Below are 25,862 nucleotides of genomic sequence, written 5' to 3' on the forward strand. Positions count from 1 at the left end.
GGTAGTATATGGAGGGAAGAACAGCAGTGTCAATTTTTTGAATGAAGAACAGGTTCGGCCTTTGTGCCTGTTTGTTAATTGACTAACTTATATAAAAAAGAAACCCGTCCGCAGGTAGCAGACAGGTTTCTTCTATAAAAGATGTTTTAATGATCATAAATTCGGTCACTGTGCATTTATTGACGGTTGGTTAATCCACCGGTCTCTGCGCGGGTAACGACGCGGATACGATAAGTGTCCTGCTGCAGCCCGATTTGAGGGAAAATGCTGTTCAGGCTAGGAAATTTGGAGAGGATCTGGGTATTTTTGGAGCGTAGGTCCATCTGGTTGTAGTTGTAGAATGAAGCGGAAGCGACCGTATCAATCGTATTGTTATTTGCGATTGTGTAGTTGCCGTATTTTGGCTTGATGACACTTCCAACTTGCACAAGTGCGTTATCAATAATTTTGGAACCATTGGAGTATTCCGGACGCCAAGCAGGGTCCAGTATATCTGACCACAGGTTGTCGGTATATCCATATTTGCTTTTCAGCTGGGCTGCATAGTTTAGCCATACGCCTGAATCAGGGTTTTTGGAACGCAGAGTTTCTGCAAAAATGCTGGTTACTCCATAGTTTTTGGAGACCGTATCGCTAATTGCCAGCGTATCACTGCGGTTCTCGATGCGGGCAGTATTGGAAGCAATAATCAGATTGTTTTTGGCGATATTATGATGGCCGTTCAGCTGAAGGGCACGATCGGAACCCTGGATAATATTGTTGTAATAGTTATCTCCGGCATCACTGCCATCCGCGTAGAAGCCGTTGGCCCGCTGGTTGTGGTGGATAAAGTTGTAACGCAGATCATTACCGTAGGAAGACCAATCCTGTGCAGTATAGAAAGCACCAGTGTCGCTTTCGGCAAGGGCAGTATTGTGGATTTCGTTAAACTCAAAAGTCAGGTTGTTATCCCGCTCATAGCGGACAGCGTCTCTTGGTACATCATGTATCAGATTGTGATCCACCCAGACACCGACCGAATCACGGATAACGATGCCTGCCAGATGGGCATGCTGGCCGATATGATGAATATGGTTGTTGGTGATTCGTGTGCTTGCGCCTGTCAGGGTGGCGCGGCTGCCCGCATTGCCGACACTGATACCAAAACCGCCGGTATCGTACACGTCATTACTTTTGATCAGATTGGAATAACCGTAAGTGTCGATGATGCCGCCGTTACCTACATTGAGTACGGTATTGCCGGCGATGGTGATGTGATGGCTCTTCTGCAGATCGATACCGTTGCCGAGTGTGTCTTCGATCTGGAAGCCGAGGAAGGAGATATAAGAGGCGCCATTCATTTTCACAACAGCATTCGGTTTGTCAGCGATCTCTACGTCCATATCGGCGATGTTGCCGTTCGGATAGTAGTAGATTTTGCCGTCTTTAAAGTCCAGGGCCCACTCGCCCGGCTGATCAATCTCGTCCAGCAAATTCAGTGCACGCCATTCTTCGGTACCTTCACCTACACGGTAGACCGGATTGGCCCCGGCAACTTCCTTACTGAATTTGGAGCCCATGCCACCAGCAGGCATATCCAGCAAGGTGATACTGCCCTCGGAGGTGTTGATGCTCTGCACTTTGCTCATTAGTGGCGCCCATAGGGTTCTCCAGAAGCCTTGCAGATACACGTCATGGCCAGCAGCGATCGAGTTTTTCCAGCGTTCGGCACGATTGGTTCCATCCGCATTCAGTGCGTCAATGGTATTTCCGTCTGCCGGAACGCCATCTTCCCCATAATAAAAGGATTTGGCATCTGCAGAGCCGTTGACTGTCGTCCAGCCGCCGCGGCTGCCGCCGGCTACTTCTTCCGGATTCGGCCACTGGGAGATTGGCTGGAGTTCATTGTTGACGATCAGGTCGATGATTCCCCATTTATCAGAGAAAGAGGTACCGCCTGGATAGGAATTGATATTGGTCAGACCCATGGATCTCACATCCAGCTCGACCAGCTTGGATGCGCTGACTTTGGGATTAACGCGTTTCTGAGCGCTGCTGTTCAGCGGCTTCCAGAGGGTAGGGTCCACAGATACGCCATTGGAGATGATAACTTTCTCTCCAGGGTAAGAGCGGTAGACGATGGATTTGCCAGTCGTTCCGGAATCGGAAGCGGTCAATTCAAACGTACCGGTAATCTTGTACGTTCCGCCTTTGACCCAGACGGTGATACCGCCGGCGGGAAGGACTCCTTTTTTGGCACGGATTGCGTCACGTGCCTGCGGCAGGGTTTTGAACGGCTTGTCTTTGCTGCCATCTCCGCCGATCGCTACGGAACCATCGACATAGAGGTTAAGTCCCGTATTTGTAGTAGCGCCGCTGCTTAGAGTAGTAACATTGCCATTTAACGTACGGTCCGCATATACAGAGGCCGGGGATGCGATTGATCCCAGCACTAACGTACTCATCAGAAGAATAGCTGCAATAGGCTTCTTTCCAAACATAATAAAACTCCCTTTCTCAACTTGATATCCTGACTGGTGGTGTATGATATTTTGGGGGGAATGTGGGTAGTAGAAAATTGCAGGAATGGTGTACTAGTTATTTTGTCGGATGCAGTGGTCTATTTATTAATATTTATAGATAAATTTGGTTAAAAAATAACAAAAATCGACTTTTTGTGCTAAGGAAAGGAAAGCAGAAATCCCGAATCAACAGGATTTCTGCCTGGTAGAGTATGAGGGGAGAAGAGGTTAGTCAGGATTCATGAGTATAAAGATACATATTATTTGAAAATAACCTATTTATTAAAATAGATTAACGGTTGGTCATACCTCCGGATTCGGCACGAGATACAACTCTGGTACGATACTGGTCTTTTACCAGACCGATTCTTGGAAAAATAGTGTTGAGTCCGATAAATTTAGCCTGAATTTCAGGATTATTAGAGCGGAAATCCATATTTTTGGCGTCAAAAAACTGGGCATCAGCGATATTGGTCAAATTCAGATTGTCTTTTACGGTAAAGGTACCATTTTTCGGAGTGGTGACTGCACCGGATTGTACGAATACATTGTTGGAAATATTGGATCCATTTGGATATTCCGGGCGCCACTTCGGGTTCAAAATATCCGACCACAGATTGGTAGTGTAGCCATAAGTTGCTTTCAGATCTTTGCCGTATTGCAGCCATGGGCCGGAAGTCGGGTTTTTGCTGAGCAGATTCTGGGCATAAGCACTTGTAGCTGTGTAACCACGCTCGATCCCACGATCATCAATCTGTCCGGCTTTTTGAGTGTCGATGACCATATTGTTACGAGCCAGGTTATCATGCCCGCCGCCCATCAGGAAGCCGGTCTGGGATTGCTGAATGATGTTTTTGCTGACTACATCACCGCTGTCCCCATCGTCAAAGTAGAAACCATGTGAGCGTTGGTTGTGATGAATAAAGTTGTAGCGCAGTACGTTGCCGTATGAAGTCCAATCCTGTGGTGTGTAGAAAGCACCGGTATCACTTTCAACCAGGGAAGTATTGTGCACTTCGTTGTATTCCATCAGCAGATTGTTGTTGGAAGGATATTTGATCGCTGCTTTTGGTGTATCATGTACCAGGTTATGATCAACAGTCACGCCAACCGATTCACGAACAACGATTCCTTCGAGGCTGGAGAGTGTACCGACTTTGTAAATATGGTTGTTGCTGATCTTGGTATTGGAGTTGGTCAGTGTGGCACGATTGCCGGAGTAGCCGACGGTAATGCCGCTTGCACCTACTTCGAATACATCGTTGCTTTGAATAATATTGTTGTTGCCATAGTAGTCTACGATACCGCTGCCGGTTACATAACATACATTGTTGCCGGCGATAGTGATATGGTGGGAACGCTGCAGTTCAAATCCGTTGCCCATGCCGCCTTCTACGTCAAAGCCGAGGAACTGAATGTAGGAAGCATCGTTGAATTTGACGATGGATGATTTGTTATCGGCGATGGTTACGATTTGTTTGGTCAGGTCGCCGGTAGGATAGTAGTAGATTTTGCCGTCTTTAAAGTCCAGTGCCCATTCGCCCGGTACGTCGATTTCATCGAGGTAATTGATGGCTTTCCATTCTTCCAGGCCGCTGCCGACACGGTAGCTTACACTTGTATCCGGGATAAATGGCTCGCTGTTCGCTGCTGCCAGTCCGTATACGCTGGATGTTGCAGTTGCTGCGCCGAGCGGTGGAACGATCAATGAAGGTGTTCCATATACGTTGGATGATACGTTGTTATTGGAAGAAGACAGATACGTAACTGGTGATTGTTGGGTGAATGAAGTGGAAGTGCTGTATACATTGGCAGTAACATTGGTAGATTTGAGAGTAGGATTGGTATTTACGACAGTCCGGCTGAACTTGTCACCCATGCCGCCGCTTGGAATATCTTTCAGAGAGATGATGGAATCTGCAGGGTAAATAGCGCCGACCTTGCTTGTTACCGGACTCCAAGCTGTTCTCCAAAAACCTTTAACGTACAGATCGTGCCCCTGTGCCATGGATTTTTTCCAGCGTTCGGCACGGTTGGTATTATCGGCGTTGAGATCATCCGTAGAATCTCCATCTTCCGGAATACCACCTTCACCGTAATAAAAGGATTTGGAATCGGCGGAACCGTTCATGGTTACCCAGCCGGGACGGTTGGAATTGATGGACTGGTCAGCGTTCGGCCACTGGGCGATCGGCTGACGGATACCATCAACGATCAGATCCGCGATACCCCATTTCTCTGTAAAAGTGCTGCCGCCTTCGAATCCGGCGATATTTTGGATACCGAGAGCCGCTGCATCAATCTCGCGCAGCTTGCTGGCACTGATAGCAGGGTTTACACGAGCTGCTGCATCAGCGCTGAGCGGCTTCCACATTGTAGGGTCGACGCCTTTGCCTGTAGTCAGGTTGACGGTCTCACCAGGATAGGCGCGGTAGATGACCGGTTTGTCTGCTGTTCCGGAATCCTGTGGGAACATATCGAGTGTGCCTGGCAAATTATAAGTTCCACCTTTGACCCAGACAGTTACGCCACCCGCAGGCAGGACACCTTTGTAAGCACGTACAGCTGATCTTGCTTTGGTGATGGATTTATATGGAGCTTCTTTTGTTCCTTTGCCTGTCACATCATTACCTGTCAGAGCGACATAGATGTTGGCGCCGGTCTGAACGATATTGCCGCTGCTGACCATCCGAGTGGCTGCTGCTGCATAAGTGGTTTTGGTTTGTGTTGGCAGGAAGCCCACGAGTAATGCCGCCGATAAAGTCAATGCTGTCCATTTTTTTGCGTTAAACATAATAAATTCCCCCTGATATAATGGATCCGGTAAGTAACCCGGTAAATGGATTAAAAGGTAAAAACATTTTTACTTAATCCGTGAAATAAAAAAAGGTAAGATAAGGGTAGAACCTTCAACACATCCAGCAAAATGATAATCTTGTCGAATGGTCAGGTACAAAGGAGTCAGTGTGGTTCCATTGGCTTATAATTACCAGTAGTTCATAGGTGAAGTAAAAATGTTCCTTTCGACATAATTTAGTATAATACACCATGGAATATCTGATAACCGCCAGAACTTCTTATTATTTATTAGAGGGAATACAGTTAATTAATGGAAAGATAGTAGCTAATTCCTATTACATACCAAGTAAATGCCAAACTGGGACCTCACAGATGGATGAAGGTCCTGTACCGTCTTATATGTAGGACTCTCTGTACATACAAAAACGCTCCCGGACTAGTCCGGGAGCGTGATCAAAGGATAGAGTGATTGTTTCTGTGGGATTAGTCTGCAGGATCAGAGCGGAGCAGGGCAGGGCGATAGGAATCTTTGAACAGTCCGATTTGTGCATAGACTTTGTTGATATTGGGGAACACAGACAGAACTGCACGATTCTTGGTCTGCGGATGCACGGAAGAATCGCTGTCGGCGAATCCCTCCAGATCGGTTAGCCGAATATCTTTGATCCGGGTATTGTGTGCAATCATGACGACTCCTTTTTTGGGTCCTACAATCATTCCGGTATCTACGAGTATATTATCGAAGAAACGGGTGCCATTTGGATATTGAGGATTCCATTTGATATCCAGCACATCCGGCCAGAGGTGGTGGGTGTTATACCCGTACGTTTTGGCCAGGAATGTACCGTAACTTTTCCATGGTTCCTGCATCGGTTTCATCCTCTGCAGCAGCCGCCCCTGTTCGCTGCTCGGTGAGTAATTACGTTCAATACCACGATCATCGATCTGGATGGAATAGGAATTGATAATCAGATTGCTGTGAGCCTGATTATAATGACCGCCGCCAAAGAGAAACGCCTTGTAGACATCACTGACGACATTATTATAGTAGGTATCTCCGCTGTCTCCATCATCAACATAGAATCCATTGGCGAGTGGACTGTCGTCAATATGATTGTAGCGCAGTACATTTCCATGAGAAGACCAGTCCTTTGCTGTATAAAAGGCACCGGAATCGCCATCGATCTGGGAGAAATGATGAACCCGGTTGTACTCAAACAGCAGATTATTATTGGAAATGTAACGGATACCGTGTTTTGGCATATCATGCAGCAGGTTATGTGTAATGCGGACGCCAATCGATTCGCTGATGATCATGCCTTCCAGATGAATCAGCTTGCCAATATTATAGATGTGATTGTTCACGATCTGGGTATTGGCAGGAATAAGCTTCATCCGGTCGCCGGCCTCACCGACACTAATACCGAAGCTTCCCGTTTCATAGATATCATTGCTTCGGATATTATTGTTACGTCCGTGATAATCGAGAATACCACCACCAGCGACATTACGAACCGTATTGCCTGCCAGCGTAATATGATGGGATTGTTCCATCTCAATTCCGTTATCCATGCCGCCTTCAATCGTCAGGTCGACCAGCTGGATATGGGATGCGTTGAGCATTTGAATAATGGGACCGGAACTGTCAGCGATAATAATATCCTGATCAGCTATTCTGCCAGTCGGATAGTAGTACAGCTTGCGGTCATGGAAGTCGAGTGCCCATTCGCCGGGAACATCGATCTCATCCAGCAGGTTGACTGCTTGCCATCCTTCGGTTCCGCTGCCTACCCGGTACACCTGAGTGGTTACCGTAGCCGGCGATTCAGCATAGACATTATGATGAACGGTGCCGAATTCACGGTCTGCAGGACTGTTTAATCTGGCTGGATCAGATTCTTCCATATAGGTGCTGCTGGTTACGGAAAGATCTGGCGTCGCTGTAAGGCCCACTCCGGGAGCATCCATACTCCATTTGGAGCCCATGCCGCCTTCGGGTATATCAAGCAGCCGGATCGTATTCCGTTTCACATCGATTCGCTCTACCTTGCTCATTACCGGATCAAAGTCGGTCCGCCAGAATCCGCGCAGATACAGATCATGTCCCTGCTTCATGGAAGCGGCCCAGTGGCTGCTGCGTTTGCTGCCATCTGCATCCATATCATTGGTAGTAACCCCATCGGTTGGATGTCCTCCAGGTCCATAATAGAAGGACTGGGCGTCTGCAGAGCCATTCATGGTCGCCCAACCCGGAAGACCACCGCCCACTCCCTGATCCGGATTTGGCCATTGGGAGACAGGCTGTCTCACTCCATTTACGATCAGATCCGGAATACCCCATTCTTGAACAAATGTTGTACCACCGGGAAAGCCGTCAATGTTTTTGATGTTAAGTGCTTTTAAATCCAGTTCCCGCAGTTCGCCTGAAGACACTTTGGGGTGAACACGGGCTGCTGCCTGGGGATTGAGTTTTTTCCAGGCGGAGGAAGGGATAACCTTGGCAGTAGTAATCGTTGCTCGCTCGCCAGGATAGCTGCGATAGATGACCGGACTGCCGGGCATCCCGGAATCCTTCTCCAGAAGTTCAAGTGGAGCGGAGAGGGTATACTCTCCTTTGCGCAGCCATACGGTCACTCCTCCCGTGGGGCGCTGCTGAGACGTATTTCGGACAATTGATTGTGCTTTGGCCAGCGTACGGTAGGGATGTTCCATGGTTCCGTTGTTGGACGTATCGCTTCCATTCGGAGAGACATAAATGTTAACCGTTGTTACAGGAGACATTGATGGTTTCGGCTGATCCGATTCATTTGGGGAAGCAGCGCTACCACTGACAGCATGCGCAGGGATTGTTCCGGACAACAACAGTAACAGGCTGGTTAGCAGACACAACAATTGCAGTGCATAATGACTGCGTTTCATGATTTCACTCCTCTTCATAATTGATATTGAATGTGCGATACTGATGTCTGGCAGCAGGGACAGAGACAGCTGCAATTACAGTTACAATTACGATGAAGTGGTGCTTGGCAAGCATATAATGAAATCTGTATCTTTGATACAATTTTTACTATAAAATACAGGTAATATTACTAATTTCCTCATATATATAATTTATTCCAAATAATTTTGCTTATTCTATCGTTAATTAGTCAGATGTTTATAATTTCTAAGTACATAATTAAGCAGTAGTATAACAACTAAGACCCTGGATTATTCCAGGGTCTTAGTTGTTATTATTCAACTTTCTGCCGTTTGGCAGCAGTCAATTTATTCATTGAAATGATTACCGGTTACTTGTGCCTCCGGACTCTGCACGGGATACAACTTTGGTGCGGTATTGATCCTGTATCAGACCAATTTTAGGGAAAATGGTATTGAGTTCGCTAAATTTAGCTTGGATCTGTGGATTGTTGGAGCGAAAGTCCAAATTCGCAGCATCGAAAAATTGAGCATCTGCGATATTGGTCAAATTCAGGTTATCCTGTACAGTGAATGTACCATTTTTGGGAGTGGTTACAGCCCCCGTCTGAACAAATACATTATTAGAAACATTAGATCCATTTGGATATTCCGGATGCCAGTCAGGATTAAGAATATCCGACCACAGATTGGTAGTATATCCATAAGTTGCTTTTAGATCTTTACCGTACTGCAGCCATGCGCCGGAAGTCGGGTTCTTGCTGAGCAGATTCTGGGCATAAGCACTTGTAGCTGTATAACCACGCTGGATACCACGATCATCGATCTGTGCAGCTTTTTGAACATTGATTAACAGGTTGTTGTGAGCCAGATTATCATGTCCACCGCCCATCAGGAAGCCGGTCTGGGATTGCTGAATGATGTTTTTGCTCACCACATCACCACTGTCCCCATCGTCAAAGTAGAAACCATGTGAACGTTGGTTGTGATGGATAAAGTTGTAGCGCAGTACGTTGCCGTATGAAGTCCAATCCTGTGGTGTGTAGAAAGCACCAGTATCACTTTCAACCAGGGAAGTATTGTGCACTTCGTTGTATTCCATCAGCAGATTATTGTTGGAAGGATATTTGATGGCTGCTTTTGGTGTATCATGCACCAGATTGTGATCGACTGTGACACCGACAGACTCACGGACAACAATACCTTCAAGACTGGATAGTGTACCTACATGGTAGATATGGTTGTTGGTAATGCGGCTGTTGGAATTTGTCAGGTTGGCGCGATTACCGGAAAAACCAATAGTAATTCCGCTGGCACCCACTTCAAATACATCATTGCTCATAATAACGTTGTTATTACCATAGTAATCAACAATTCCGCTGCCGGTAACATAAGATACGTTATTACCTGCGAGAGTAATATGATGAGACCGTTGTAACTCAAATCCGTTGCCCATGCCGCCTGCTACGTCAAAGCCGAGGAACTGAATGTAGGAAGCATCATTGAATTTGACGATGGATGATTTGTTATCGGCGATGGTTACGATTTGTTTGGTCAGGTCGCCGGACGGATAATAGTAAATTTTACCGTCTTTAAAGTCCAGTGCCCACTCGCCCGGCTGGTCAATTTCATCCAGAAAGTTGATTGCTTTCCATTCTTCCAGTCCACTGCCGGCACGGTAGCTGACACTTGTATCTGGAGTAAACGGTACACTATTAGGAGCTGTCAGGGCATATACATCTGAAGCAGCAGTTGCTGGTGCTGCACTGATTGAAGGGGTCGGAAAGTTGTAAGCATCGGACAAAACGGTAGCAGGTGATGAGGCTCTAGCAGACGCAGATGAAGCATCAGAAGTAGTAGTGGATGAATTATCTGTTGTTGAGTATTCGTTGTTAGTTACATTTGATGGCTGGATAGTCGGGTTGGAAGGGACAATCGTTCGACTATATTTGTCTCCCATACCGCCATTTGGAATGTCCTGCAGGGAAATGATGGACTCGGCTGGATAGATGGCACCGACTTTGCTGGTTACCGGGCTCCACGCTGTTCTCCAGAATCCTTTAAGGTAAAGATCATGTCCTTGTTCGATCGACCTTTTCCAGCGTTCGGCACGATTGGTATGATCCGCATCCAGTTCGTCAGCTGTTTCTCCATCTTCGGGAATACCTCCTTCACCGTAGTAAAAGGATTTGGAATCAGCTGATCCATTGGCCGTAGCCCATCCAGGGCGATTGGAGCCTGCTGCTTCGTTCTGGTTTGGCCATTGGGAGATCGGTTGGCGAACGCCGTCAACGATCAGATCAGCAATGCCCCATTTTTCGGTAAAGGATGTTCCTCCTTCAAAGCCGGTAATATTTTTGATACCGAGAGCTGCCACGTCCAGCTCACGCAGCTTGCCTGCACTTACGGATGGATGTACACGGGCAGCAGCGTCAGCATTCAGGGGCTTCCAGAGAGCAGGATCGATTCCTTTACCTGTAGTCAGATGGACAGTCTCGCCTGGATAACTGCGATAAATGACAGGTTTGTCAGCTGTGCCGGAATCCTGCGGGAACATTTCCAGTGTGGCCGGCAGATTGTACGTTCCGCCTTTGACCCATACGGTTACGCCACCAGCCGGCAAAGCGCCTTTATAGGCACGTACAATAGATCTCGCTTTCGTGATCGTTTTGAATGGAGCCTCTTTGGTGCCTTTACCGGTAATGTCGTCGCCCTTGGTATCTACATAGATGTTAGTGCCAGTCTGTGGAATGCTGCCGCTGCTCAGTGCCTGGCCTGTCGCGGCATAAGTGGCTCTGATCTGTCCGGGTAATAAGCTGATCAGCAGTGATGCCGACAAAGTCAGTGCAGTCAATTTTTTGAATTTAATCATGTTGTATTACCTCCTGATGTGTGATTGTTAACGGTTAGCGATCGGGTCAATAAATAATATGAAAGATAGAAACATCTTTACTTAATCCGTGAAAAGACTAAAAGGTGTAGTTAGAAAGAATATCTAAAGTCCTGTATGAGGAATTTTAAATTAGAAGTTTGTTGGTTCTGAGTTCCTATGCTTTCTAGTTCTCATAGGGAGAGTAAAAATGTTCCTTTCCATATAATTAAGATAAAAATATAGAAAATAAACTAATAATAACCAATTGTTCCCATATTTTCTATGTATAATGGAGGAGAGTAATGGGAAAAGGGGACCTGAGAAGCAGTCACTTTTTATTCTTTTATAGGAAGTCAGTCAGCGGATTATCCCTGTCTATCCTTATACTCCCAGGATTTTGTCCGGAAAATTCCTACATAAAAATGCCCCTCATGAACTCAGGGGCATGATAAGATATGATTTTCACAAAATAAACCATTTATTTCCATATTTTGATATGGAATTCAAGATGGTGCAGGACGGTATTGGTCTTTGAACAGCCCGATCTGTGAATAGGCGGTATTAATGTTCGGGAATACAGATAATACGGCAGCATTACGGGTATGCGGCTGAACAGTGGAGGCGGCTTTGCTGAATCCCTGCAGATCGGTCAGCCGAATATCTTTGATTCGCGTATTATGGGTAATCATGACCACTCCTTTTTTCGGAGCAGCAATCGAGCCGGTCTCTACCAGTATATTATCGAAAAACCGGGAACCGTTTGGATACTCCGGATTCCAGTCGGGATCCAGTACATCCTGCCAGAGGTTGCGTGTATTATATCCATAAGTGCTGGCCAGCACAGTACCATAGCTTTTCCAGGGTTCCTCGAAAGGATGCTTCTTTAGCAGCGGTTGAGCCTGTTCGCTGTCCGGCGTATAATTGCGCTGAATGCCGCGATCATCGATCTGGATCGAAGCGGCATTGATAATCAGATTGCCGTAAGCCTGATTGTAATGACCGCCGCCAAAGATAAAAGCTTTGGAAACATTGTTTATCACATTGTTATAGTAGGTATCTCCGCTGTCTCCATCATCGGCATAAAAGCCGTTCGCTCTTGGACTGTCAGCAATATGATTGTACCGCATTACATTGCCATAGGAGGACCAATCTCTTCCCGTATAAAAGGCACCGGCATCTCCATCGATCAAGGAGACATGATGCACCCGGTTGTATTCAAACAGCAGATCATTGCTTGATACATAGCGGATACCATGCTTGGGCATATGATGGAGCAGATTATGAGTAATCGTCATACCGATCGATTCGGTAATGATCATGCCTTCCAGATGGATCAGATTACCGATATCGTGAATATGATTGTTCACAATCTGGGTATGGGAAGGAATCAGCTTCATCCGGTCGCCGGCTTGTCCCACGCTGATACCGAAGCTTCCTGTCTCATAGATGTCATTGCTTCGAATGATATTATGATGTCCGTAATAATCGAGAATGCCTCCACCGCCGACATTGCGTATCGTATTGCCTGCCATCGTAATATGATCGGAGTGCTGGAGCTCGATTCCGTTACTCATGCTGCCTTCAACTGTAAGCCCGACCAGCTGGATATAGGCTGCGTTATACATTTCGATAATAGGTTGGGAACGGTCAGCGACGATAATATCCTGATCTGCAATGCTGCCGTTTGGATAGTAGTACAGCTTGCGATCATGAAAATCGAGTGCCCACTCGCCGGGAGTATCAATCTCATCCAGCAGATTGACTGCCTGCCATTCTTCTTTGCCGGTACCTACCCGGTAGACCTGATCGGTTACTTTAGGCAGAACTGGCGGTTCGGCATATACATCCTGAGCGACCGTTTCGGCTGCTCCGTATACACTGTCATTTACCCCGTAAGGGACATTCAAGGAGGTATGGGTGCTGCTCATGGCAGAGGGACCCGGTGATTCAGGTTCCTCCATGTTGGGGGCTGCCTGACTCCATTTGGAGCCCATGCCGCCTTCCGGTACATCGATCAGCCGGATGGTGTTCCGGTTGACGTCAATCTGTTCTACCTTGCTCATGACCGGGTCGAAATCGGTCCGCCAGAAGCCTCGTAAATACAGATCATGTCCCTGGGCTACCGAAGCGGCCCAACGGCTGCTGCGTGCGGTTCCATCCGCATCCAGATCATTGGTGGTCACAGCATCTTTGGGCTGTCCGCCAGGGCCATAATAAAAGGATTGAGCATCCGCAGATCCATTCATGGTGGCCCAGCCGGGGCGCCCACCGCCGACTCCCTGATTCGGATTTGGCCACTGGGAGATAGGTTGTCTGACTCCGTTAACAATGAGATCGGGAATCCCCCACTCCTGAATAAATGTCGTGCCGCCGGGAAATCCCTGAATATTACGAATATCGAGTGCTGTCAGATCAAGCTCCCGCAGATCTCCGGCATAGACGTCAGGATGAACACGGGCAGCCGCTTCAGGGTTCAGCGGACTCCAGGCAGCGGGCGGGATGATTTTGGCTGTGGTAACAATTGCCTGCTCCCCGGGATAACTTCGGTAAATGACAGGACTGCCGGGCGATCCGGAGTCTTCTTCCTTCAGGTTCAGGGAAGCGGGCAGGGCATACCTGCCTTCGCGCAGCCAGACGGTAACTCCGCCTTCAGGACGCTGCCCATACGTATCACGAACAACAGAACGTGCTTTGCCAAGTGTACGGTAAGGGCTCTCCAACGTACCGTTATTCAGGGCATCACTCCCTGTTGGAGAGACATAAATGTTCATTGGCGTGACAGGAGACAGTTCGGATTGGAGCGAATCGGGATCATTTATCCCGGAAGAAGGTTCGCTCAGGGCAGCGTGAACAGGAACGACTGTGGACAGCAGCAGTAACATGCTGGTCATAAGATACAGCAGCTGCAGTGTATAACGACTGCAATTCATCATTTCACTCCTTTGGATTGGAAATAGGGGAACCGTGAATTCTAACAAAGATATCAAAAACAACGACTGATAAAAGCATACCTGGCATTGATATAATAAATATAGGTGATTTGAAACAATTTTAGGTAATTTTAGCCAAAAAATATTATAAATATGATAAAATATAGCACTCAGTCTTCAAAATGAGAGATGGTTAATCTAGTACCAGCATATAAAATTGCCATTGGAAAATAGTTGTGAAACTGTGCGTTAAGTGGATTGAAGCGGCGAAACGCCGGGTTATAATGGAGTAATACATCATATCATTTTAAGAAGAGCATAAAAGGATATGGAAAAGAGGCAGTCAGCCGGAGTACAGGGTCTGCCAGATATGAATATCCGGTTGAATAACAAAAAAGCTGCTGCACCGATAAGGTACAACAGCTGGAGAATCTGGAAGTCAGGCGCGTTCCAGCAAGGTCTGGTACGTGGACGCATTTATGCCTTTGACAAGATGAATCAGCAGTTCCTTGGCTGCATCATAGTCATCTGTATGAATAATCGAAGAAGAGGTATGAATATACCTGGCACAGATACCGATGACGGTCGAAGGAACGCCAATTCCGCTCAGGTGAACCGCTCCTGCATCCGTACCGCCCTGGGAGACAAAGTACTGTACAGGAATTCGGTGTGTACTGGCTGTATCCTGGATGTATTCCACCATTCCGCGATGGGTGAACATGGTCGGGTCATAGATGCGCAGCAGTGCACCTTTGCCCAGATGACCGAATGCGTTGCGGTCTCCTGTCATGTCGTTGGCTGCACTGCAATCCAGTCCGAAGAAAATGTCCGGCTGGATCATTTGGGCCGCCGTACGGGCGCCGCGCAGTCCCAGCTCTTCCTGTACCGTAGCACCGGAGTAGACCGTGCCGCCGAGTTTTTCGCCTTGCAGCGCTTGCAGCAGTTCGATCGCCAGGCCGACGCCATAGCGATTATCCCAGGCTTTGGCCATGATTTTCTTGGGATTCGCCAGCGGAGTGAACTCACACACCGGCACGATTTGCAGACCTGGACGGATACCGAGCAATTCGGCTTCTGCCCGGTCATCGGCACCGATATCGATATACATGGTCCGGATGTCTACCGGTTTGCTGCGCTGTTCGGGACTGAGCAGATGAGTAGGCGTCGAGCCGACCACACCGGTTACCGGCCCATGATCGGTAATGATGTGCAGCCGCTGGGCGAGCACGACCTGGCTGAACCAGCCTCCGAGCGGTTGAAACAGCACAAGCCCTTGCTCCGTGACGCCTGTCACCATAAAGCCTACTTCATCAAAATGCCCGGCTACCATGATCTTCGGGCCATTTTCTTCACCGCGAAGCACACCGAACAGACTTCCCAGCCGATCCTGCACAAACTCATTGGTATAAGCAGACATTTTCTCCTTGACCAGATGCCGCAGCTCCCGCTCAAAGCCGGAGACTGCCGGAAATTCGGTTAATTGTTTAAACATCTGAAGTGTGTGTTGATTCATTCCATCGTTCACTCCTTAGCATAATTTGGCTCATACCAGTATGAAGGTACTGTCGAAAAATGTCCAACCATCCTCATGAAGATTTGGTACATGTAACTATATTTATTTCATCTAAAAGTGACTATGCCCTATCGTTCATGTACAATATACGTTATAACTGTATTTCTCTTATGAAATATTCTTATATAGTAAGAATAATCCAGCAGCAGGGCACAAGAATTGTCGAATCTGCTGACTGGCGTCTTTGAATTTATGAACCTGATGTAGGAGGTTTTCAATATATGCCGGCACGTAAGGAATCAATGCAAGTCATCGCAGCTGTAAGATCCAACCTGGAATCATGCATACTTGGAAAGTCTTTTGAAATCGAGCTTCTGCTGACTGCTCTGCTCGCAGGCGGACATGTCCTGATTGAGGATGTTCCCGGAACAGGCAAGACGCAAATGATCAAAGCGCTTGCAAAATCGATGAGCGGCCAATACCGCCGGATTCAATGTAATCCCGATTTGCTGCCAAGCGATATTACCGGCGTGTCCATTTTCCATCCGCGGGATGAACAGTTTTATTTCCGTCCGGGTCCGGTCATGACCAACATTCTTCTGGCTGACGAGATTAACCGGGCAACGACCAAGACCCAGTCGGCACTGCTGGAAGTAATGGAGGAGCGCAATGTGACGGTCGACGGCGAGACCCATCCGCTGCCGCATCCGTTTATGCTGTGCGCCACCCAGAATCCGATTGATTTTGAAGGAACCTATATGCTGCCCGAAGCGCAGCTGGACCGGTTCATGATGAAGATTACGATCGGTTATCCGGACGAGCAGACCGAGAAAAATCTGCTGCTTCAGCAGGGAGCGGCCGGACAGCCGGTTGACCGTCTGAAGCCTGTTACCGATATGCAGAGCATTGCGGATATCCAGCAGGAGATTCGCGGGGTGCATATGGATGAATCCGTTAGCGACTATCTGGTACGGATTATCCGGGCGACGCGTGAGCACCGCTCGGTACTGCTTGGTGCAAGCCCACGGGCGACGCTGTCCTTTATGATGGCAGTCAAAGCATACGCATTTATTCATGAGCGCGATTTTGTGCTGCCGGATGATGTGAAGCGTCTGGCGCCTTATATTATCGGTCACCGCATACTTGCCCGCCCGGAAGCACGGATGGAGCGCATGAGCGCGGACCGGATTATGCATCAGATTCTGGAGCAGATCGCGGCTCCTGTATCGGTGGGTCCATAATACGATGAGAGCACTATTTTCATATTTGAGGCTGAATCTGCAGCGCCAGCGTCAGCCATCCAAATTAGGGCTTGTCGTACTGGTATGGATCGGCTGCCTGTTGTATATGCTTTTTCAGGGCGGCAAAACGTCGGTCATGTTATTTTCCATGGTGACACTGCTGTCCCTTTATCTGATTGGCGGAGGCTTTCGCGGCGTGGGACGCGCGCGGGGCAGCCGTCATTTGTCTATCGGCGGTGATCATAGCGAGATTATCCATGCGGGTGATCAAGTGCAGGTGCGCCTGAGTGTAACTATCCCGGGTTTCCTGCCGCTGCCGTATGTGATTGTTCGTGAGACGCTAAAGCGTCATAACGGCGAATCCTGGTCGTTTGAGGAAAGTCTGATTCCGAGCATGAGAGGCAAGGGAGAACTGCTGTTCCAGACGCCGCCGTTGGAACGCGGGCGTTACCGTTTCTATGGAACGGAATGTATTAGTGAAGATATTTTCGGACTGTTGGAGAACAAGGGCAAATTCAACGCTCCCGGTGAATTTTTAGTGCTGCCGCGGACTGCTTTTGTTCCTTACTGGGAGATGGGTTCCCGTCATTCGCGTCTCGGCGGGCAGCAAACCTCGCAGTTGATGTCCCGTCCCGAGACCAATCAGATCAACGGGGTGCGCGACTATGTGTACGGCGACCGTATTTCTCGGATTCACTGGAATGCGACTGCGCGTACCGGGATCTGGAAGTCCAAGGAATTTGAACATGAAGCACTGCCCAAGACCGTGATTGTGCTGGATGGGATGGCGGATCATTATGAATCCGGTGCCCAGTTTGAACTGGCGGTATCGGTCGCTTCGTCCATGCTGGAATACGGCATGCGCGAGCGAATGGGCATGGGTTTATTTACAATTGGTGAAGACAATTATTCATTCCTGCCGACGGATCAAGCGGCAGACTGGCATCGGATGCAGGTTCATCTGGTGGATATTATGGCGGATGGCCGGGGCGAGCTGCTGGATAAGCTGGAGCAGGATGCACGTCTGTTCCCTGCAGGTTCGCTGTTTGTTCTGATCAGTCCGCTGCGCGGTGACAAAGCCTGGGAGATTTTCCAGTTTGCACGGATGCGTCAGATGAATCCGGTACAGATCCGGATTGAAAGCAAGGAGCAGGAATCCGCCGGACAGGAACCTGCTGTTGATCATATCCGGGGAGTGGCCAGCTATGCACTGAATTCCCTGGATCAGCTGCCGGTGGTTTTAGGAGGGAGAGCCCTATGATAAAGTGGTGGAGCGGTATTCGCAGCTCCTGGTATTACTCGCTGTGCCTGTTATGGGTGATGATTATTGCCTATCAATGGATTCAATATGCAGCAGACATCTGGTATACCGAGACGACACTACTCGTACTCGGAACGATGGCTGCTGTTGCAGTTATAGATATTGTACTGCCGGTCAATGCCTGGTACCGGCTGCTGGTTAAGCTGGTTGCGGTTATTGTGGTTGTGTATTATGCATTGGATTATTACGGTATATATTACTGGCAGCCGGGCGAGTCGTTGACCGCGAATCTGGAGCTATTCGTAGAGACGCTCCGTTCCTATGTGTGGTTCGTGATCTCTGCCTGGGTACTGCTGGAAGTGTCCGCCCGTATCGGTACGTCGCGCCGGGCGATCATTATGTTTGTCGGTACGAATATTATCGCACTGGCCGTTCTTGATTCCTTTACGGCTGCGACATTATGGCAGGAAGTCGCCTGGGTCGTGTTTGCCGGAATGGGCTGGCTGGTGAGCAATCATTTCCGTTATTTTCAGGAGAGATTTCCCAAAGGCTGGAAGCATCTGCGCAAATACCCGCTCAAAATTATGTTTAATATCGCTGTGATTTTCTCGATTGTGCTGCTTGCCGGGATCAACATGCCGGAGATTCAGCCGACACTGAAAGATCCGTATACTGCCTGGAAAAACTGGCGTGGCGAGTCGGTCATTACGATCAATGGCTCCAGTCCGCTGGATGGACAGGGTGCTTCCTCCGGTTACAGTCGCGAAGACTCCAATCTGGGCGGCGGGTTCAATTTTGATTATACGCCGGTAATGACGGTAAGCACTACCAGCCGTAGTTACTGGCGCGGAGAGACTCGTCTGGCCTATTCGGGCACAGGCTGGATTGACCGTTCCGGTAATGGCTGGCGAGAGCTGGATCCGGTGGAAGCCGGAGACGAGCTGTCGCTGGATGAGAGTTCGGAGGAAGACAGACGCAGCGTCAAGCAGCAGGTGAAAATGCTGTCGGACAATAATACGACCTATCCGGTACTGTTCGGGGCCTATACGATTGCTCGCATCGAAGACGTCAATGGCGGAGATGATACGAGCCAATTGGACTGGCGAAGCAACAATGGTGAGGTACACTGGAGCCAGACCCGGCAGAATCGGCAGTACCCGGAATCCTACTCGCTCGTATCGAGAGTACCGATCGTACCGATAGCCGAACTGGAAAAGGAATCCTACAACCAGCTGTACGCCGGCAAATCGCTGGAGCCCTATTTGCAGGTACCGTCGGATTTCCCCAAACGGGTCAAGGATCTGGCCAAGGAAGTAACCGCTTCGGCAGAGACGCCTTACCGCAAGATCGAACTGCTGCAGCAGTATTTGCAAAATAATTATGCCTATACGAACAACCCGGATCTTTCCCGCAAAAAAAGCAGCGACTTTGTCGACAGTTTTTTGTTTGAGATCAAGGAAGGGTACTGCGATTATTATTCCACAGCGATGGTCATGATGGCCCGTTCGCTGGATATTCCGGCCCGCTGGGTCAAAGGTTATGCGCCCGGTCAGGCGTCCGGTTATGTCACCAATGACTACTTCCCGGACGGCGCCACCGAGTATACGGTGACCAATGCGGATGCCCATTCATGGGCAGAAATTTATTTTGCCGGGTACGGATGGATTCCTGTGGAAGCAACGCCTGGCTTTGACATGCCGCTGCTGACCGAGAATGTACAGACTCCTGCAGCGACACCGGATACACCGGAGCAGGAAGAAACGGCGCCGCAGCCGGAAGCGAAAGATACGAAGGCTCCTGTGCAGGCTTCGAATAATGCTGTATCATCAGCTGTTGTCTGGACAGCAGCAGTTTTGGTCGCTGCCTGGGCAGGATTTATGCTGTATCGTTACCGCCGCCAGCTCAAAAAGGCCTATACACGTATTCGTTATGGAGAGCCGATGACACCCCAGCAGAAAATTATGGCGGAATCCAAACGCTGGCTGAGCTGGATGAAGCGGCATGGCATGGATCGTCAATCCCATGAGACCCTGCGAGAATCGGTAAGCCGCTGGCGAGAGATGCGTCCCGAACTGAGCGGAGTGCTGGACCCGCTGCTTGCCCTGTTTGAACGGGCCAAGTACAGTCCCGAGGTGGTTACCGAGGATGAATGGATATCAATGAAGCAGCATTTGCAGGATTTACGAAAGTTATGGCGCAAATCTGCCACGAAGTAGTATAATGGATAAAGTGCGTGTCGGCCGGTCTCGATAGAGTACCGGCCGATATCGTGTGAGCCAGAGTATCCCGATCAAAAAAATACCATGAAGTTCAAAATAACGCCGCATAGCGGCGTTTCTTTTTGTCAGACTGGTTAAATTTATGATATAGTTTGTCGTATGAAATCGAGGTGAATAAAGCTTGTTTGAATTACTCATTCCTAAATTACGTGTAAATACAGTATTTGATATTGATCTGGAAAAGCTGTATGCCCAGGGATATCGGGGGATCATTACGGACCTTGATAATACACTGGTTGGTGCCAAGTCACCGGCAGCTACGCCTGAACTGATAGAATGGTTCGCCAAAGTGAAAAAATACGGTTTTGAACTGATTATTGTATCCAACAACAAAATGGACAGGGTGTCCCTGTTTGCCACTCCGTTGGATATTAAGTTCGTGCATGCTGCACGTAAGCCGTCCAATGCCCCTTTCCGGAAGGCGATGAAATTGATGGACTGCCGCGATGATCAGACGATCGTTGTGGGGGATCAGCTGTTGACGGATGTGTATGGAGGGAATCGTCTGGGCTTATTCACGGTTCTGGTGCTGCCAATCGCTCTCAATGAAGAGGGCTGGCGAACCCGGTTTAATCGTCAGGTGGAACGGCTGGCAAGAACAAGACTTCGCAAAAAAGGCTTATGGGCTGAGGAGGAACGCAATAAATGACAGAACTTAGCGGGTTAACCGCTGGAACCAAATGCAGCGGCTGCGGTATCGTGCTGCAGAATGAATCCCCGGATCATCCGGGCTATATACCGGCACAGGCGCTTGAACGGACACCACTGCTGTGTCAGCGCTGTTTCCGCATACGTAACTACAATGAATCGTCGACAGTAACGGTAGATCAGAGTGAATTCTTACGTCTGCTTGGTCAAGTAGGGGAACAGGATGCACTGGTCATCCATATTGTCGACCTGTTCGATTTTCACGGTAGTGTGATTTCCGGACTGCAGCGTTTTGTAGGCAACAATCCTGTAGTACTGGCGGTCAACAAGATCGATCTGCTGCCCAAAGTAACCAACTGGAACAAGCTACGCAACTGGGTCCAGAAGGAAGCCAAGGAACTTGGACTTAAAGTCGAGGATATCGTACTGTGCAGTGCCAAGCAGAATACCGGGTTTGATCGTCTGCTGGATATTGTCGGCTCGATGCGCGGTGACCGCGATGTCTATGTGGTCGGCGCGACCAATGTCGGCAAATCGACGCTCATTAACCGTCTGATCTCCGATTACAGCGATCTGGAAGAAGAGTTGACCACTTCCCGTTATCCGGGTACGACACTGGATACGGTGAATATTCCGCTGGATGACGGTCATTATATTATCGATACACCGGGAATTGTATACGAATCCCGTTATACCGAATTGGTGAACAAGCAGGATCTGGCTGCGATTATGCCGGACAAACCACTCAAGCCGCTCGTATACCAGTTAAATGAAGGACAATCTCTGTTCTTCGGTGCGATGGCACGGTTTGACTATATTCAGGGAGGACGTCAGTCTTTTACCCTCTACTTGAATAATCGCCTCAAAATCCACCGCACCAAGCTGGAGCGCGCAGATGAACTGTATGCGAACCATGCAGGTGAGATGCTGGCTCCGCCGGTCAAAGCGGATCTGGACAAACTGCCGGCGTGGACACGTCACGAGCTGCGTATTCCCAAAGGCAAACCGACGGATATCTTTATCTCCGGACTGGGCTGGATCAAAGCCAACAGTACGGACGGCGCACTCGTTGCCGTACATCTGCCAAAAGGCGTCAAAGTGATGATGCGTCCGTCGCTGATCTGATCATTTCGTAAGTGATGAGGAGGATGAGAATCATGACTGACCGTAATCAGGCCAACAAGCAGGCTGCTCTGCTGCTCGGAGTCATGGGTGATCCGATCGCCCACTCCATGTCCCCGGTAATGCATAATATCGCATTGGAAGCGGCCGGACTGCCGGGAATGTATGTGCCGCTGCACGTCAAGCCGGATCATCTGGCCGAGGCGGTCACAGGCGCCCGTGCCCTTGGATTCACCGGCTTCAACGTCACGATCCCGCACAAGGTGGAGATTATGAAGCTGCTGGACGAACTGGACGAATCCGCAGTCAGCTGCGGAGCGGTGAATACGGTAGTGATCCGTGATGGACGGATGAAAGGATATAATACCGATGGCATCGGCTATGTGCGTTCACTGCGTGAGGAAGCCGGGGAACTGGCCGACAAGCGGGTGACCGTACTGGGCGCCGGAGGAGCAGCGAGAGGCATCGTCTACGCGCTGCTCAAGGAAAATGTCGCCGGTATTACGATCATCAACCGTACGGTGGACAAAGCAGCACAACTGATTCGGGAACTGAATGCTTCCGATGCACAGATGCAGACAGCGACCTATGAAGAGCTGGCAGAGTATCTGCCGCAGACCGATATACTCATTAATACGACCTCGATCGGTATGCATCCGAATATGGACGAGACGCCTGTAGCCGCAGAGCTGATTCCGGAAGGCATTATTGTCAGTGATCTCATTTACAATCCGATGGAGACACGCCTGCTGCGTGAAGCGCGTACCCGGGGCTGCCGGACGGTAGGCGGACTGGGTATGTTCATTTATCAGGGCGCGTATGCGTATGAATACTGGACAGGACAGGATGCACCGGTCTCGCTGATGCACAGCGCGGTACTGGAAGCACTGAACCATGCAAATCATTAATTATAATTAAGGGGATATACAATGCTAACTGGAAAACAAAAACGTTATTTGCGCAGTCAGGCGCATCATCTGGACCCGATTTTCCAAATCGGTAAAGCCGGTATGAATGAAGGTATCGTCCGTCACGTTCTGGATGCGATCGAGACACGTGAACTGATGAAGGTATCCGTACTGAACAACTGCCTGGAAGAACCAAAAGATCTGGCCGAGCAGCTGGCTGAAGGTACAGGAGCCGAGCTGGTACAGGTTATCGGACGCACAATCATTCTGTACAAAGAGTCCAAAGATCACAAGCAGATCGAATTGCCTAGAGGTTAAGTCAAAGTCAGGCAGCCGATTTTGCTGGAATAAAAAATGATTCGGTGGTGGGTTCATGAAAGTCGGTATTATGGGAGGTACATTTGATCCTGTGCATATCGGGCATATGCTCGCCGCAGAGGCCGCGCTTGAAGGCTGCGAACTGGATGAAGTCTGGTTCATGCCGTCGCATATTCCGCCGCATAAGCATGCGGCCGGTGTAAGCGGAGAGCAGCGTCTGGAAATGGTGGAGCATGCCATTGGCACCAATCCGGCATTCCGTACGCTCGATATCGAGCTGGTCCGCGGCGGTGTATCCTATACGATTGAGACAATCCGTGCGCTGCAGGAGCGGTATGATCAGCATGAATTCTACTTTATTATCGGAGCGGACATGGTGAACTCATTGACCGAGTGGCATGGCATCGAAGAGCTGGCCCGGCGTCTGACCTTTGTCGGTGTGGGGCGTCCGGGTTCGGTCATTCATACGGAGACTATGCCTGCCTATCTGCAGCCGAGAGTGGTACTGGTCAATATGCCGCAGGTGGATATTTCTTCTACAGACATCCGTGAACGTCTCGCTGCCGGCAAAACCGTCCGTTACATGGTGCACGATCATGTGTATGAATATATCAAGAGGAGTGGACTCTATGAATCTGACACGCGCTGAACTCATTCAATCCGTCTCCTCTCAAATGCCGGAAAAGCGCTGGCGCCACACCGAGGGTGTCATGCAGTCTGCTGTCGTACTCGCCCGGCGTTATGGGGCAGACCCCGACAAGGCGGATCTTGCCGCCATTTTGCACGATGTGGCCAAATACTGGCCGAGTGACCGTCAGGAGCAGCTGCTCCGCGACAAGGCGCTCAATGATGAACTGCTGTTATATGATAAGCCGCTGTGGCATGCGGAGATCGGCGCTTATGTCGCCGAGACCGAATACGGTATTGAAGACACGGAGATTCTCAATGCCATCCGCTATCATACCTCCGGCCGCGTAGGCATGACGACTTTGGAAAAGGTTATCTGTCTCGCGGATTATATTGAACCTGGCCGTGATTTCCCGGGAGTCGACCATATCCGCCGTCTGGCGGAGACCAGTCTGGAAGCCGGACTGGTCGCAGGATTTGATTCCACGATTAATCTGCTGCTGGCGCGGCGTCAGGTGATTTACCCGTTAACGGTATTGTCCAGAAATGATCTGGTCAAACAACTTGAATTGGAGGGAGAACTTTAAATGGCATTAAATCCGGAACAATTGCTGCAAATGACAATTGACGCAGCCGAAAGTATAAAAGCTCACGACCTGGTGGCACTGGACCTGAGAGGAATCTCGCTGGTAGCCGACTATTTTGTAATCTGTCACGGTAACTCGGATACGCAAGTACAATCGATCGCATCCGAGGTGCGCAAGCGCGCCCATGATGCTAATGTCGTTATCCGTGGTATGGAAGGCGTTAACGCGGCACGCTGGGTATTGATCGACCTGGGTGACGTTGTGGTACACATTTTCCATCGCGACGAGCGCGAATATTATAATATCGAGCGTCTGTGGTCTGACGCCAAAGTGGTGGAGAAAGTATGAGCCTGGAAGCAGGAACGATTGTCACGCTCCCCATCGGGCGTGAAGTATCTCCCTATGGCTTTTTCCTGACTGATGGTGAGCAGGAAGTACTGATGCATTACAGTGAACTGATCGGCAAAGTAAAAGTTGGCGACCGGGTGGAAGCATTTATTTTCCATGATACCGAAGATCGTCTGGCCGCTACGATGAAAAAGCCGCTGCTAACTCTGGGAGAACTGGGCAAGCTGAAGATCGCCGATCTGCATCCGCGTCTGGGTGCTTTTCTGGAAATGGGGCTTGGACGCCAGCTGCTGCTGCCGATGAGCGAATTGCCGGAGAAACCGGAACTGCGTCCGCAGATCGGTGACGAGGTGTATGTGGTGATGCAGCATGACCGTCAGGGTCGTCTGCTCGCCCGTCTCGCCGGTGAAGAGGAATTCAGTCCGCTCGTATTCCATGCACCAACCAGCTGGATGAATGAATGGGTGGAAGCGCTGGTGTACAAGCCGCTCCAGATGGGTACATTTGTACTCGTGGATGGCGGCGTACTCGGCTTCGGCGTACTCGGTTTGATTCATCAGAACGAACGCAGCCGGATGCTGCGCCTCGGGGAACGGGTCAAAGTACGCGTAACCCAGGTACGCGAGGAAGACGGACGTGTGAATCTGTCCATGATCCAGCGCAAGGAAATCGGACGGGATGAAGATTCCCAGCGTCTGATGTCCTTTATGCTGGACCGTCCGGACAAGGCGATGCCTTATTCGGACCGGACACCACCGGATGTGATCAAGCAGCGCTTTGGCATCAGCAAAGCAGCTTTCAAGCGCGCACTCGGCAAGCTGATGAAAGAAGGCGTTGTCGTACAGGATCAGAACTGGACACGTATCGTGGACAAAGATGCTCCTGCCGCTGAAGGCACACAGGAATCCCAACAATAAAGGGAACGATTGATTTTCAATTACAGACGGAAAGGTTAGGACCGCATCCCGCAGTCCGAGCCTTTCTGTTTT

At 49.4% G+C, this 25,862-nt stretch carries 17 protein-coding genes; 11 read left to right on the plus strand and 6 right to left on the minus strand.

What is annotated here, in order from left to right; genetic code table 11:
• Positions 1–176 precede the first annotated feature (176 nt).
• The 6 genes from M1D61_RS06670 to M1D61_RS06695 all read right to left on the minus strand — a co-directional run bounded on the left by M1D61_RS06670 (position 177) and on the right by M1D61_RS06695 (position 15,534).
• Positions 177–2,480 carry a right-handed parallel beta-helix repeat-containing protein gene (locus M1D61_RS06670; protein ID WP_458121664.1) on the minus strand — a complete coding sequence of 768 codons (2,304 nt, stop codon included), beginning with the start codon at positions 2,478–2,480 and terminating at the stop codon, positions 177–179.
• A gap of 313 nt (positions 2,481–2,793) precedes the next feature.
• Entirely contained in the window at positions 2,794–5,295 is a 2,502-nt protein-coding gene (locus tag M1D61_RS06675) for a right-handed parallel beta-helix repeat-containing protein (protein ID WP_458121665.1), read from the minus strand.
• 488 nt (positions 5,296–5,783) lie between these two features.
• On the minus strand, positions 5,784–8,219 hold the full coding sequence (locus M1D61_RS06680; RefSeq protein ID WP_458121666.1) for a right-handed parallel beta-helix repeat-containing protein: 2,436 nt from the start codon (positions 8,217–8,219) through the stop codon (positions 5,784–5,786).
• Between the two features lie 364 nt (positions 8,220–8,583).
• Positions 8,584–11,091, minus strand: a complete 2,508-nt coding sequence (locus M1D61_RS06685; protein WP_458121667.1) for a right-handed parallel beta-helix repeat-containing protein — start codon at positions 11,089–11,091, stop codon at positions 8,584–8,586.
• A gap of 503 nt (positions 11,092–11,594) precedes the next feature.
• On the minus strand, positions 11,595–14,024 hold the full coding sequence (locus M1D61_RS06690; protein WP_458121668.1) for a right-handed parallel beta-helix repeat-containing protein: 2,430 nt from the start codon (positions 14,022–14,024) through the stop codon (positions 11,595–11,597).
• Between the two features lie 436 nt (positions 14,025–14,460).
• Positions 14,461–15,534 (minus strand): M42 family metallopeptidase, encoded by a 1,074-nt coding sequence (locus M1D61_RS06695; protein WP_458121669.1) that lies wholly within the window; start codon positions 15,532–15,534, stop codon positions 14,461–14,463.
• A gap of 281 nt (positions 15,535–15,815) precedes the next feature.
• Here M1D61_RS06695 and M1D61_RS06700 point away from each other — a divergent pair, with 281 nt between their 5' ends.
• The 11 genes from M1D61_RS06700 to M1D61_RS06750 all read left to right on the plus strand — a co-directional run bounded on the left by M1D61_RS06700 (position 15,816) and on the right by M1D61_RS06750 (position 25,790).
• A complete protein-coding gene (locus M1D61_RS06700; protein WP_458121670.1) occupies positions 15,816–16,775 on the plus strand; it encodes an AAA family ATPase in 960 nt (319 codons plus the stop codon).
• Between the two features lie 4 nt (positions 16,776–16,779).
• Positions 16,780–18,036 (plus strand): DUF58 domain-containing protein, encoded by a 1,257-nt coding sequence (locus M1D61_RS06705; RefSeq protein ID WP_458121671.1) that lies wholly within the window; start codon positions 16,780–16,782, stop codon positions 18,034–18,036.
• On the plus strand, positions 18,033–20,252 hold the full coding sequence (locus M1D61_RS06710; RefSeq protein ID WP_458121672.1) for a transglutaminase domain-containing protein: 2,220 nt from the start codon (positions 18,033–18,035) through the stop codon (positions 20,250–20,252). The genes M1D61_RS06705 and M1D61_RS06710 overlap by 4 nt, the downstream gene beginning before the upstream one ends.
• Before the next feature lie 184 nt (positions 20,253–20,436).
• Positions 20,437–20,964 (plus strand): YqeG family HAD IIIA-type phosphatase, encoded by a 528-nt coding sequence (locus M1D61_RS06715; RefSeq protein ID WP_458121673.1) that lies wholly within the window; start codon positions 20,437–20,439, stop codon positions 20,962–20,964.
• On the plus strand, positions 20,961–22,088 hold the full coding sequence (gene yqeH / locus M1D61_RS06720) for a ribosome biogenesis GTPase YqeH (protein ID WP_458121674.1): 1,128 nt from the start codon (positions 20,961–20,963) through the stop codon (positions 22,086–22,088). Before M1D61_RS06715 ends, yqeH begins: the two co-directional genes overlap by 4 nt.
• A 32-nt stretch (positions 22,089–22,120) precedes the next feature.
• A complete protein-coding gene (locus tag M1D61_RS06725; RefSeq protein ID WP_458121675.1) occupies positions 22,121–22,993 on the plus strand; it encodes a shikimate dehydrogenase in 873 nt (290 codons plus the stop codon).
• Between the two features lie 21 nt (positions 22,994–23,014).
• Positions 23,015–23,311, plus strand: coding sequence for a ribosome assembly RNA-binding protein YhbY (yhbY, locus tag M1D61_RS06730; protein WP_046213616.1), 297 nt, complete (start codon positions 23,015–23,017; stop codon positions 23,309–23,311).
• Positions 23,312–23,366: 55 nt separating this feature from the next.
• Complete coding sequence (nadD, locus tag M1D61_RS06735) at positions 23,367–23,960, plus strand: nicotinate-nucleotide adenylyltransferase (RefSeq protein WP_046213617.1); 594 nt, start codon at positions 23,367–23,369, stop codon at positions 23,958–23,960.
• Positions 23,941–24,525 carry a bis(5'-nucleosyl)-tetraphosphatase (symmetrical) YqeK gene (gene yqeK / locus M1D61_RS06740; RefSeq protein WP_082096566.1) on the plus strand — a complete coding sequence of 195 codons (585 nt, stop codon included), beginning with the start codon at positions 23,941–23,943 and terminating at the stop codon, positions 24,523–24,525. Before nadD ends, yqeK begins: the two co-directional genes overlap by 20 nt.
• Positions 24,526–24,873, plus strand: coding sequence for a ribosome silencing factor (gene rsfS / locus M1D61_RS06745; RefSeq protein ID WP_060535874.1), 348 nt, complete (start codon positions 24,526–24,528; stop codon positions 24,871–24,873).
• A complete protein-coding gene (locus M1D61_RS06750; protein WP_458121676.1) occupies positions 24,870–25,790 on the plus strand; it encodes a CvfB family protein in 921 nt (306 codons plus the stop codon). Before rsfS ends, M1D61_RS06750 begins: the two co-directional genes overlap by 4 nt.
• The last annotated feature ends 72 nt before the right edge of the window (positions 25,791–25,862 follow it).

It is taken from the genome of Paenibacillus sp. Z6-24 (assembly GCF_054161335.1).